General features: G+C 70.8%; 10 protein-coding genes and 1 tRNA gene. 7 read left to right on the forward strand and 4 right to left on the reverse strand.

Going from position 1 to position 11,811, the window contains the following annotated elements; genetic code table 11:
- Positions 1 to 141: 141 nt before the first annotated feature.
- Positions 142 to 1,572 (reverse strand): alpha,alpha-trehalose-phosphate synthase (UDP-forming), encoded by a 1,431-nt coding sequence (locus AC29IT_RS11635; protein WP_358435049.1) that lies wholly within the window; start codon positions 1,570 to 1,572, stop codon positions 142 to 144.
- A 246-nt stretch (positions 1,573 to 1,818) separates the two neighbouring features.
- Entirely contained in the window at positions 1,819 to 3,258 is a 1,440-nt protein-coding gene (locus AC29IT_RS11640; protein WP_358435052.1) for a threonine/serine exporter family protein, read from the reverse strand.
- Positions 3,259 to 3,479: 221 nt separating this feature from the next.
- Here AC29IT_RS11640 and AC29IT_RS11645 point away from each other — a divergent pair.
- A tRNA-Thr gene (locus tag AC29IT_RS11645) sits at positions 3,480 to 3,552 on the forward strand.
- Between the two features lie 293 nt (positions 3,553 to 3,845).
- On the opposite strand, the gene AC29IT_RS11650 is transcribed toward AC29IT_RS11645, so the two are convergent.
- Positions 3,846 to 4,613 carry a VOC family protein gene (locus AC29IT_RS11650; protein WP_488218705.1) on the reverse strand — a complete coding sequence of 256 codons (768 nt, stop codon included), beginning with the start codon at positions 4,611 to 4,613 and terminating at the stop codon, positions 3,846 to 3,848.
- Between the two features lie 243 nt (positions 4,614 to 4,856).
- Here AC29IT_RS11650 and AC29IT_RS11655 point away from each other — a divergent pair, with 243 nt between their 5' ends.
- The 6 genes from AC29IT_RS11655 (at position 4,857) to AC29IT_RS11680 (ending at position 10,689) form a co-directional block, all read left to right on the forward strand.
- The gene (locus AC29IT_RS11655; protein WP_358435058.1) at positions 4,857 to 5,585 is read left to right on the forward strand and encodes a S1 family peptidase; all 729 of its coding nucleotides are present in this window, start codon (positions 4,857 to 4,859) and stop codon (positions 5,583 to 5,585) included.
- A 403-nt stretch (positions 5,586 to 5,988) separates the two neighbouring features.
- The gene (gene ectA / locus AC29IT_RS11660; protein ID WP_358435061.1) at positions 5,989 to 6,591 is read left to right on the forward strand and encodes a diaminobutyrate acetyltransferase; all 603 of its coding nucleotides are present in this window, start codon (positions 5,989 to 5,991) and stop codon (positions 6,589 to 6,591) included.
- 165 nt (positions 6,592 to 6,756) lie between these two features.
- Positions 6,757 to 8,004 (forward strand): diaminobutyrate--2-oxoglutarate transaminase, encoded by a 1,248-nt coding sequence (gene ectB, locus AC29IT_RS11665; protein ID WP_488218706.1) that lies wholly within the window; start codon positions 6,757 to 6,759, stop codon positions 8,002 to 8,004.
- A gap of 90 nt (positions 8,005 to 8,094) precedes the next feature.
- Positions 8,095 to 8,484 (forward strand): ectoine synthase, encoded by a 390-nt coding sequence (locus AC29IT_RS11670; protein ID WP_224960833.1) that lies wholly within the window; start codon positions 8,095 to 8,097, stop codon positions 8,482 to 8,484.
- Between the two features lie 244 nt (positions 8,485 to 8,728).
- A complete protein-coding gene (gene thpD / locus AC29IT_RS11675) occupies positions 8,729 to 9,631 on the forward strand; it encodes an ectoine hydroxylase (RefSeq protein ID WP_488218707.1) in 903 nt (300 codons plus the stop codon).
- Positions 9,632 to 9,816: 185 nt separating this feature from the next.
- Complete coding sequence (locus AC29IT_RS11680; protein WP_358435071.1) at positions 9,817 to 10,689, forward strand: SAM-dependent methyltransferase; 873 nt, start codon at positions 9,817 to 9,819, stop codon at positions 10,687 to 10,689.
- On the opposite strand, the gene AC29IT_RS11685 is transcribed toward AC29IT_RS11680, so the two are convergent.
- Positions 10,690 to 11,742 carry an ADP-ribosylglycohydrolase family protein gene (locus AC29IT_RS11685; RefSeq protein WP_488218708.1) on the reverse strand — a complete coding sequence of 351 codons (1,053 nt, stop codon included), beginning with the start codon at positions 11,740 to 11,742 and terminating at the stop codon, positions 10,690 to 10,692. It abuts the gene before it with no gap.
- Between the last annotated feature and the right edge of the window lie 69 nt (positions 11,743 to 11,811).

Genomic DNA, 11,811 nt, shown 5'->3' on the forward strand with positions numbered 1-11,811 from the left:
TCCTCTGGGCGGTCGGATGGGTCTGCATGATCGATTCGGTGCCGGGTGTGCAGGTCGGGTCCGCTGCCGGTTCCCGCCGCACGTCCCGTCCGGTGATCGACCAGTTACCTCGCGCGGCGGGCTCTTCGACGTCGAGCCCCGTCAGGGAGTCCCGAGCGCTTCGAGGAACGAACGGGCCCAGCGGTCGACGTCGTGCGTGAGCACCTGCCTACGCAATGCTCGCATCCTACGGCGGCCGTCGGCCTGCTCGATGTCGAGGGCGGAGAGCAAGGCCTCCTTCACGCCGTCCAAGTTGTGCGGGTTGACCAGGAAGGCGCTGGTGAGTTCCGCGGCCGCTCCGGCGAACTCGCTGAGCACGAGCGTGCCGCCCAGGTCGTGCCTGCAGGCGACGTACTCCTTGCACACCAGGTTCATGCCGTCGCGGACCGGCGTGACGACCATGACGTCGGCCGCGCAGTAGAACGCCACCAGGTCCTTCTTGTCCACCGACGTGTGCAAATAGTGCACTGCCGGGTGACCCACCCGGCCGAATTCGCCGTTGATCCGGCCGACTTCGCGCTCGATCCCTTCGCGCATCTGCTTGTAGTGCTCGACGCGTTCCCGGCTCGGCGTGGCGATCTGGATCATCGCCACGTCCTCGGCGCGGATCTGGCCGTCGGCGAGCAGCTCGTGCATCGCGTGCAGCCGCACGTCGATGCCCTTGGTGTAGTCCAGCCGGTCGACGCCGAGCATGATGCGGCGCGGATTGCCCAGTTCGGCGCGGATCTCCTTGGCGCGCTGCTGGATCTCCTTGCTGCGCGCCATCTGGTCCAGCTCGGAGGAGGCGATGGAGATGGGGAACGCGCCGACCCGCACCGCGCGGTCGCCGACCTGCACCACGCCCGGCCGGGACCGCACCCCGACCTGACCGCGGCTCGGTTCGAACCCGGCGAGCCGCCGCGCCAGCCACAGGAAGTTCTGCGCCCCGCCCGGCCGGTGGAACCCGACGAGGTCCGCGCCGAGCAGCCCGCGCACGATCTCGGTGCGCCACGGCAGCTGCATGAACAGCTCCACCGGCGGGAACGGGATGTGCAGGAAGAAGCCGATGCGCAGGTCCGGCCGCAGCTCCCGCAGCATCGCGGGCACCAGCTGCAGCTGGTAGTCCTGCACCCACACGGTCGCGCCCTCGGCGCTGACCTCGGCGGCGGCCTCCGCGAACCGGCGGTTCACCCGGCGGAACGCCTCCCACCAGGACCGGTCGAACACCGGCGGGACCACCACGTCGTGGTAGAGCGGCCACAGCGTCGCGTTCGAGAAACCTTCGTAGTAGTCCTGGAACTCGTCGGAGGACAGCCGCACCGGGTGCAGGTGCAGGTCCTCGTCGGTGAACGGTTCGACGTCGACGTCGGCCACGCCCGGCCAGCCGACCCAGGCGCCGCGGCGGGCGCGCAGGAACGGCTCCAGCGCGGTCACCAGGCCACCGGGGCTGTGCTTCCAGCGCTCGGTGCCGTCCGGGAGCTTCTCCAGGTCGACGGGGAGCCTGTTGGCGACGACGACGAAATCCGCACGGGCGGGCGTGCTGCCCCTACTCACCGGTGTTGCCTCCTCGGGAGACCGCTGCTGTCTCGGGCGGGATGGGCTGCGCCGGCGGCATCGTGCTCTCCAGCGGCTGGACCGCCGTCGCGGTCCGTCCCGGATCACTCACTACCCGCAGGCGAGGCTAGTCAATCTATCCATCGCCCGCGTCGTTCGTGTGGGCCAACGCGCCCCGAGTCCTTGCTCACTCCCCGTGCGGGGGACGGCGGTCCGGCGGGAGGCCCGCCGGACCGCGCCCGGACCTCATTCCAGGCGGCGCCGGGTGGGCCGCAGCGGCCCGGACAGGCGCGGGCCGGCGAGCTTCCGCTCCAACCCGCCCAGCCGGGTGCGCACCGGCTGCGCCAGGTACTCGCCCAGCACCACCCCGGCGCCCAGCGCCAGACCGGTCGCGGCCGCCAGCATCAGCGTCGACATGCCGGCCGGGTCGCTGACCACCGCGATCTGGTACAGCCCGCGGTAGGTCGCCAGCCCGGGCAGCAGCGGCGCCACGCCGGACACCGCGATCACCAGCGCGGGGATCCGGAGCCGCCTGGCCACCAGGCCGCCGGTGAAACCGACGATCGTCGTGGCGATCGCGCCGGCGAGGACCGTGTTCAGCCCGCCCACGTTCGTCAGCGCGCCCGACACCCCTGCGGCGACCGCCCCGCCGAGCGCGGCGATGATGAGCGGCCGGGGCGGGGCGTAGCTGGCCAGCGCGAAGCAGGCCGAGGTCGAGGCGCCCGCGAGCGCCTGCACCGGGATCAGCAGGACCCCCGACGAGACCTGCGCGGCCCCGACGTTGCGCAGCAGGTCGTCGGTGCTCCCGCCGAACTCGGCGAAGATCTGCACCCCGACGTAGAGCGAGAGGACCACGCCGGCGATCAGCCCGGCCGACATCAGCGCGAGCTCGGCGATCCGCCCCGCGGCGGTCACGTTGTAGCCGGTGATCGCGTCCTGCATCGACCCGACGACGGTCATCCCGGACAGCAGCACGATGATGCTCGCCGCCACGGCCAGCGCAGCGGTGTCCAGCACTCCGAACCGGGAGCAGGCCAGCGCGATGCTCGTCGCCACCGCGCCGCCGACCGCCTGCTGGAAGAAGAACGGCAGCGCGCGTTTGTTCAGGTACCGCCCGATCCGGTCCACCAGCGCCGTCACCACCGCGGCGACGAGGGGCAGCATCGGATCCCCGCCGCCGAGCAGCACCGACAGCGAGGCCGCCATGCCCGCCCACGCGAGGGTCGCGACCCAGCGCGGGAAGGGGTGCGGCGCCGATGTGATCTTGTCCAGCTCGGAGTAGGCGTCCGACGCGGACATCTCACCGGCGGTGATCTTCCGGACCAGGTCCTCCACGTCGGCGAGCCGCGTGTAGTCGATGGACCGGTTCCGCACCACGCGCAGCGAGGTGATGGGCACCTCCTCGGTGCCCCGGTAGCAGGAGACGGTGATCGACGTGTAGATGACGTCGACCTCGCAGTGCGGCAGGCCGTAGGCGCTGACCACACCGATGATCGTCGCGGTGACGTCGGATGCGCCCGCACCGCTGGCCATCTGGACCTCGCCGATGCGCAGCCCCAGGTCCATCACCAGGTGGACCGTTGATTCCTCGGGCAGTGCCGGCCCGTAAACGGCGTTGCGTGTCCCCACCGGCTCGGCCGGGTCGCGCCGCCGCAGCACACCACGGGCGCGCTGCGTGATTCCCACCGCAGACCTACCTTCCTGCTCGTCACCTCGAGGTGACCGCGTTGCTCGTCCCCTCGGCCATCGGCCCGCACGCCGTGGCCGTTGCACGTCCGCTTCGTGTCCTCCGTCACGAGCCTGACACCCGGCCCGCGCGCCCGCGGGCGAGGGGGCCACCGGCCCGGCCGCTTCACCGCGGGCGACCACCGCCGATTACGATGTGCGCGCACGGCGTGGCCGTGCGCGCCGCTGTAGCTCAGTTGGTAGAGCACCCGCCTTGTAAGCGGACGGTCAGGGGTTCGAGTCCCCTCAGCGGCTCCGTCCCGCGGCGGTCGGGGGATCCGCGAGCGGGGACGTCCGGCAGGAGACGGGCATCGCGGAGTTCGCCGCCGCCGGCGATTCCGGGCGGGGGAGCCCGGCGGGCATCGGGTGCGGCGGGGCCGACCGGTGCGACCGGGGAACGACCCGTTGGATTCGCCCTCTGATGATCCGTGATCCGCGGTCGAATCTGTACTACCCGACCGGGCGATGACCACCCGCTGCCGGCCTAGCCTCGTCGATTCCGGCCGTGCGGCGGGGAATCCGGCGGGCCCGCGGATCGGGCGCGGCGGTCAGGCGCGCAGGGCGATGATGCCGAAGACGCCGCCCGCCGGGTCCTGGACGACGGCGAACCGGCCGGGTTCGATCTCGACGGGTCCGGTGCGGACGGTGCCGCCGAGCGCGGTCAGCCGCTGGAGGGCCCGGTCCGCGTCGGGCACCGCGAAGTACACCTGCCAGTGCGGCGGCACCTCGGCGGGCCAGTCGGTCCCGATCCGGATCATGCCGCCGATCTCGCGGCCGTCGAGCCGCAGCAGCCGGTAGTCGGCACCCGCGACCTGCTGCGGGACCACCTCCCAGCCGAACAGCTCCCGGTAGAACGCGGTGGCGCGTTCCGGTTCGCGGGTCGCGAGCTCGTGCCAGCACGGCGCCCCGGGCTCGTCGACGCGCGCGGAGCCGACCGTGCGGCGGGGTTGCCAGAGCGCGACGGCGGCGCCGGTGGGGTCGGAGCCGACCGCGATCCGGCCGGCGTCGAGCACGTCCATCGGGGCCACGTGCACCTGGCCGCCCGCGCGCTGGAAGGCGGCGGCGCTGGCGTCCACGTCGTCGGTGGACAGGTAAGTGGTCCAGAACGTGGGGCCCGGCGCCGGTTCGAACTGCGGGCCGATGCCCGCGACGGGTTCGCCCCCGAGCAGGAGCATCAGGTAGCCGCCGCTCGCGGGGCCGGTGTCGCGCACGGTCCAGCCGAACAGCTCGGCGTAGAACTCCGCGGTGGTGCCGGGGTCGGCGGTGTTGAGGTCGACCCAGCACGGCGTGCCCGGCGCGTACGACGTGATCTCCATCGGTGGTCCCCGTTCCGCGCGCTGCGGTCGCACGACCCTTGACGTCCTGGTGCGGCCGAGGCCCATAGTGGGCACTCGAAATGCTGGGAGGGTCCTTCGAACGGCGCATCTCGATCAGGTCCCGATCGGCCAGTGTGGTGGCGAATAGTGACCAATTGGTTGACCCATTACACGTATGGGTGAGGTCATAGGGGGACTTGTCCGTCCCCACAGCGTTGCCGCTGCTACCCAGAGGAGATCAGCGTGTCCCTCGCACGAGTGCTGACCGGCGTCGCCGGCGTGGCCTTCGCCGCCGCCGCCTTCGCCGTTCCCGCCCAGGCCGCCCCCGCGGCCGCCCCCACCGACATGCAGCCGATGATCATCGATGGCGAGAACGCCACCGACGCTCCCTGGGCCGTGCGGCAGTTCAACAACGGTCAGGAAGCCTGCTCCGCCACCGCCATCGCGCCGGAGTGGGTGCTCACCGCGCAGCACTGCGTCGAGGGCGCGGGCGACGCGATCAGCTTCCACGTGGGCAGCCTCAACCAGCACGACGGTGAGGAGTTCAAGGCCAAGTCCGGCGGCGTGCACATCCACGACAGCGTGGACCTCGCCCTGGTCAACGTGGACCGCCCGATGAACGTCGAGTTCTCGCCGCTGGGCACCACCGGCGACGTGAACAACGGCGACACCGTGCAGGTCTACGGCTGGGGTGCCACCTGCACCGACCAGCCCGAGGCCCAGTGCCAGGCGGACAACCTGAAGGTGGCGGACGTCAAGGTCACCGACATCGCCTGCACCGACTACCGCGGCGGCACCGCGGTCTGCGCGGACCGCATCAACGGCATCACCGCCGGTGGCGACTCGGGCGGCCCGATGTTCTCCAACGGCAAGCAGGTCGGCGTGGCCTCCACCAGCGACCGCGCGACCTCGACCGCGTACAACAACATCACCGAGTACCGGGACTGGATCAAGGAGGTCGCCGGCGTCTGATCGCCGCGACACCCAGCAAGACCCGGCAGCACGACGTCCGGGGTCGCCACGGCGGCCCCGGACGTCCGCGTTTCCGGAGGTTTCCGGTGGCCGAAAGTGAGGCTCGGCTCACCCGCGGTCCCGGATCGCGGTCGAAGATCGCAATTCCGGTGAACTCGGCGAAAATTCTCCGACGCAATCGCGGCGGCCCTGGGCACGGCCCTGCGGCGGACGTTTCCGCAGGTCACGTCCGCTGTTCGCATATTCGATCAGTATGCGTGATAGATCGTTATCACCGCGCTGACGCGAGATGCAACGATCCTGTAGTGCTCATCACGTGGAAAATCGAGTATCGCCTGGTAGCGGCGTCAGGAAACGGCTGAGTACCTGACGCGTTACGGATGTTCTGTTAAGTTGGCAAAGCATGACCGGCGACAAACCCAGCCATAACGGCGACGGACCGAATGGCGGACGGAATGCGGGGAGCGGCTCTTCCGCTCCGGTCGAGATCGGCATTCCGGTCGTCGCGGACGGTCCCGCACTCTATCGGATCACCCGTGATTCGCGAGTGCTCGATGTGAACTCGTCCTACGCGTACCTGTTGTGGTGCCGGGACTTCGCGCACACCACGGCGGTGGCGCGCGAGGGCGGCGAAGTGGTCGGCTTCGTCACCGGCTACCGGCGTCCGGACGCCCCGGACGTGCTGATGGTGTGGCAGGTGGCGGTGGACGCGTCGCAGCGCGGTCGCGGGGTGGCGGGGCAGCTGCTCGGCCACCTGGTCGACCGGCTGGAGCCGGAAGGCGTGCGCTACCTGGAAACGACGATCACCGCGGACAACACCGCCTCGATCAAGCTGTTCTCCGCGCTGGCCAGGGACCGCGGCACCGAGCTCGCTCGCAGCGAGCTGTTCGGCGCCGAGCTGTTCCCGGACGCGCACTTGGGCGAGGACCTCTACCGGATCGGCCCGTTCGCGGCCCCCGGCGTCGCGACGGGTGAAGCCGTCGCGGCACCGCGTCCGGCGGACTGACCGCGAGCGCGCCGCGCCGACCCGGTGGGAGCCGGGGATGCGGGACGTGCGGGCGCGGACCGCGCCGCGCCGCAGAGACGAACGAGTTCCGACGGCAGGTCTCCGGGTGGGGACCATGACCGACTTGCAGCCGGTGGCCGCTCCGGCCGCCGCGAACGGAGGATCGTGAACGACATCTTCGCAAGCCTCGAATCCGAGGTCCGCAGTTACAGCCGCACCTGGCCGACGACGTTCGACAAGGCGGGTGGCAGCTGGCTCTACGGCGAGGACGGCACGCCCTACCTGGACTTCTTCGCCGGCGCCGGCGCGCTGAACTACGGGCACAACAACCCCCTGCTGAAGCGCAAGCTGATCGAGTACATCGAGCGCGACGGCGTCACGCACGGCCTGGACCAGGCCACCGTGGCCAAGCGCGAGTTCCTCGAGACCATCGACGAGAAGCTGCTGAAACCGCGCGGGCTGGACTACAAGGTCCAGTTCCCCGGGCCGACGGGCACGAACTCGGTGGAGTCCGCGCTGAAGCTGGTCCGGAAGATCACCGGCCGCGAGTCGATCATCAGCTTCACCAACGCGTTCCACGGCATGACGCTGGGCTCGCTGTCGGTCACCGGCAACTCGATGAAGCGCGGCGGCGCGGGCATCCCGCTGGTGCACTCCACGCCGATGCCCTACGACAACTACTTCGACGGGCAGTACCCGGACTTCCTGTACTTCGAGCGGCTGCTGGAGGACAGCGGTTCCGGCCTGAACGAGCCCGCCGCGGTGATCGTGGAGACGCTGCAGGGCGAGGGCGGCATCAACTCGTCCCGTCCGGAGTGGCTGCGCGGCCTGCGCGAGCTGTGCGACAAGCACGGCATGCTGCTCATCGTCGACGACGTGCAGATGGGCTGCGGGCGCACCGGACCGTTCTTCAGCTTCGAGGAAGCGGGCATCACCCCGGACATCGTCTGCCTGTCGAAGTCCATCGGCGGCTACGGCCTCCCGATGGCGCTGACGCTGATCAAGTCCGAGCACGACGTGTGGGAGCCCGGCGAGCACAACGGGACCTTCCGCGGCAACAACCCGGCGTTCGTCACCGCCTCCGAGGCGCTGAAGCTGTACTGGAGCGACGACCAGCTGCAGCGCAGCACCATCGCCAAGGGCGAGCGCGTCGGCCAGGTCATCGGCGAGATCGCCGACAAGTACGAGGGCGCGCTCGCGAAGGGCCGCGGCCTCGCGCGCGGCCTCGGCTTCGAGGACCCGGAGGTCGCGGGCAAGATCTCCAAGGCGGCCTTCGACCGGAAGCTGATCCTGGAGACCTCCGGTCCGCAGAGCGAAGTGATCAAGATCATGCCGCCGCTGACCGTGACCGACAAGGAACTCGAACAGGGTCTTCAGATCATCGTCGATTCCGTGCAAGCTGTGCTTGCCTGACAAAGACGTACGCGAACGGCCGGCCCGCAGTCCGGGCCGGCCGTCGCGTTCGGCATCCCCGGTATCCCCGGCACCCCGAAGGAGGGCATTGTGTTCGTTCGCAGGCTCGACGAGGTCGAGAACACCGACGACGACATCCAGACCGAGAACTGGCGCAGCAAGCGCATCGTGCTGGCGCGGGAGAAGGTCGGTTTCTCGGTGCACGAGACCACCCTCTACGCCGGTACCGTGAACGACTTCTGGTACGCCAACCACATCGAAGCCGTCTTCGTGTACGAGGGCGAGGGCGAGCTGGAGAACAAGTCGACCGGTGAGGTCTTCCAGCTCAAGCCGGGCACGCTGTACATGCTCAACGAGCACGACAAGCACCAGGTCCGCCCCAAGACCGACATCCGCACGGTCTGCGTCTTCAACCCGCCGGTGACCGGTCGCGAGGTGCACGACGAGAACGGCGTGTACCCGCTGATCGTGGAGGACTGATCCGGTAGCGGTCCGCCTCGAACCGCCCACGTGCCGCCCCCGCGGCCGTGGGCGGTTTTTTCGCGCCGGATTCCGGATGCGTAATGACCGCAGGGGTCGGGTAGCCGAGGAGCGTCTGGTTGCCTGCCGCGGTGCGCGACGCATCCCGGATATCCGGGAATTGCCACCGAACGAGGAACCGAGAAATGGCGGCCGATTCTGGAGTCGGCCGCTCCGGCGGTAATTCGCGAAGGAGGCGCAACTGATGACCGTCGCGGACGTGACGACTCAGGACCGTTATCCGACTCGGCGCGGAGCCGAGTCCGCATTCATCGATCGCACCGATCCCGTCGTGTGGCGCGGGGTCCGCACCGGCCCGGCCTCGGCCGAGGACCTCGCCGCGCACGACGCGAAGGGGTTCCACACCGTGCCGGACCTGCTGTCCCCGGCGGAGGTGCAGGAGTACTGGCAGGAGCTGGACCGGCTCACCGACGATCCCGAGGTGCGCGCCGACGAGCGCACCGTCGTGGAGAAGGACTCCGGCCAGGTGCGCTCGCTGTTCGAAGTGCACCGCACCAGCGAGCTGGTCGCGGCGCTGGTGCGCGACCCGCGGGTGCTCGACCGCGCGCGGCAGATCCTGGGCTCCGACGTGTACGTGCACCAGAGCCGGATCAACTACATGCCGGGGTTCAAGGGCAGCGGGTTCTACTGGCACTCCGATTTCGAGACCTGGCACGCCGAGGACGGCCTCCCGGCACCGCGGGCGGTGAGCATGTCGGTGGCGCTCACCGACAACTACCCGTTCAACGGGGGCCTGATGGTCATGCCGGGCGCGCACCGCACCTACGTGTCCTGCGCCGGGCGCACGCCGGGGGACAACTACAAGTCCTCGCTCAAGGAGCAGAAGGTGGGGGTGCCCGGCGAGGACGACATCACCCGGCTCGGCTACGAGCACGGCATCGAGCAGTTCACCGGCCCGGCGGGCTCGGCGCTGTGGTTCGACTCGAACACGATGCACGGGTCCGGCAACAACATCACGCCGTTCCCGCGGTCGAACATCTTCATCGTGTTCAACAGCGTGCACAACGCCCCGGTGGCGCCGTTCGCCGCGCGGCGGCCGCGGCCGGAGTTCGTCGCGGCGCGGGACGCCGCGCCGATCACCCGCTGATCACCACTGCTCGGCCCGGTGCGCCGCGTGCGCGCCGGGCCGAGGCGCGCGCCACCCGCACGAGTGGCACGCTCGTTGCAGGCGTCACACTTGAGGCCCCAGAAGGGTTGGAATCTTGATCCCAATGGGCGAAGGTGGAGCCGGTTCACGGCGACACCCGTGAACGGGGCGGTCCAGGAGAGCGGATGAGTACACTGCATCACCCGATCGCAGCGGTGCCCGTGGAGATGCGGGACAGCGTCACCACGCCGAGCGCCGCGCGGGTCTACGACTGGTTCCTCGGCGGGGCGCACAACTGGGAGATCGACCGCGACTTCGGCCAGCGGGTCGTGGACATCATCCCGGACATCAAGTCCTACACCCGCGAGAACCGCCGCTTCCTGAACCGGGTGGTGCGCCACGCGCTGGACGCCGGATTCCGCCAGTTCCTCGACATCGGCTCCGGGCTGCCCACCGTGGGCAACGTGCACGAGGTCGCCGAACTGCACTGGAGCTCCGCTCCCGGCGCCGACGAGGACCGGGCGCGGGTCGTCTACGTGGACAACGACCCGGTCGTGCAGTCGCTGGGCGGGCTCATCCTCGCCCGTGAGGGCGATCCGCGGCGGCACCACGCGTTGCGCGCCGACCCGATCGCCGACCCGGACGGGTTGTGGCCGCTGCTGGACCGCACCGGGGTGTTCGACCTCGACGAGCCGACCTGCCTGCTGATGGTCTCGATGCTGCACTTCTCCAAGGACTCCGAGCACCCGCACGAGTCGGTCGCCGCGCTGCGGGAACGGCTGCCCGCCGGATCGCTGCTGGCCGTGTCGCACTGGACCACCTCGGACGCGACCGCGGAGGAGCAGGTGGCGAACGAGCGGCTGGTGGAGGCCTACGAGCAGTCCACCCACCCCGGGCAGCTGCGCTCCAAGGCGGAGGTCCAGGCGTTCTTCGGCGACTTCGAGATGCTGGAGCCGGGCCTGGTGTACGCGCCGAGCTGGCGGCCCGACGGCCACGAGGAGTTCACCGGGGACCCGGAGCGCTCCCGGATGCTCGCCGGGGTCGCCCGCAAGGCCTGATCAGGGCGTGGACAGCTGCGGGTCCAGGCCCAGGTAGCGGCGTTCGTTGAACTTCTCGCCCGCGCAGGACGCGCCGATGTCGTGGCCGATCCGCTCCACCACGTCCGCCAGCTCCAGCCGGGACAGCCACGGCCGCGGCAGCGCCGCCGTGCCGTGCCGCGCCCCGAGCAGGGCACCGGTGATCGCCGCGGTGCTGTCGCTGTGCCCGGAGTGGTTCGCCGCGAGCCGCAGCGCCGCCGGGAACTGCTCCGGCCGGGGCAGCGCCAGCGCGCAGTACACGCCGATCGCCAGCGCCTCCGGGCCGATCCAGCCCTGGCCGAGCCGTTCCACGTGCGCGACGGAGGCGCCCATCCGGGACAGGCTCGCCGCCTCCGCGAGCAGCCCGGCGGTCTCGCCGTCGTCGCGCAGCACCCGCCCGGTCGCCTGGTCCACCGCGTCCGGCAGCCGCCTGCCCTGCACGGCGACCAGGTGCACGATCAGCGCCAGGGTGCCCGCGGACGCCCAGCCGCCCGCGCCGCCGTGGGTGAGCGCGGCGAGCCGGCAGCCGAGTCCGTAGGCGATGGTCGCGCTCGGCGCGAAGCCGATCGGGGTGCTGCGGTCCACGCCGCCGCAGCCCTTGGAACTGTTCCGCGGCCGGTCCGGGCTGCCGAGCTCCGGTTCGCCGAGGGCGCGCAGGCTGGTGAGCCCGGGGGCTCGGCTGGCGTACAGCTCGCCCTCGGCGAGCAGACCGGTCGCACCGGGTGGCGGCTTCGACTCCTGCTGGGTGATCAGCCACCGGCGGTACGCCGCGGTGACGGTCTCCACCGGGCGCCACTGGCCGCCGTTGTTGCCCTGGGTCCACGCGCTGAGGTAGCCCTCGCCGGTGAACAGCGTCATCTGGGTGGCGTCGCCGAGCAGGGCCTGCGGGGGCGGTTCGGTGATGCCCTGCTCGCCGTGCTCGGCTCGTATCCCGTCGAGCTGCTGGAACTCGACCGGCGCGCCGAGCGCGTCGCCGAGAGCCCCGCCGAGCAGGCAGCCCACGGCGCGATCGACCACTGTGGACGGGGTGGGCACGCGGCGGGCTCCTTCTCGGGCGGCGCTGTCGAACGATGATCGATCGGGGCCGACTCTACTGGGCGATAC

The organism is Saccharopolyspora sp. MMCC62, assembly GCF_057736575.1.

Coding starts and splice junctions, on each gene's coding strand:
- AC29IT_RS11650 (WP_488218705.1), bottom strand. CDS start 4,613: ATGGAGATCACGTCGTACGCGCCGGGCACGCCGTGCTGGGTCGACCTC.
- ectA (WP_358435061.1), top strand. CDS start 5,989: ATGACCGGCGACAAACCCAGCCATAACGGCGACGGACCGAATGGCGGA.
- thpD (WP_488218707.1), top strand. CDS start 8,729: ATGACCGTCGCGGACGTGACGACTCAGGACCGTTATCCGACTCGGCGC.
- AC29IT_RS11680 (WP_358435071.1), top strand. CDS start 9,817: ATGAGTACACTGCATCACCCGATCGCAGCGGTGCCCGTGGAGATGCGG.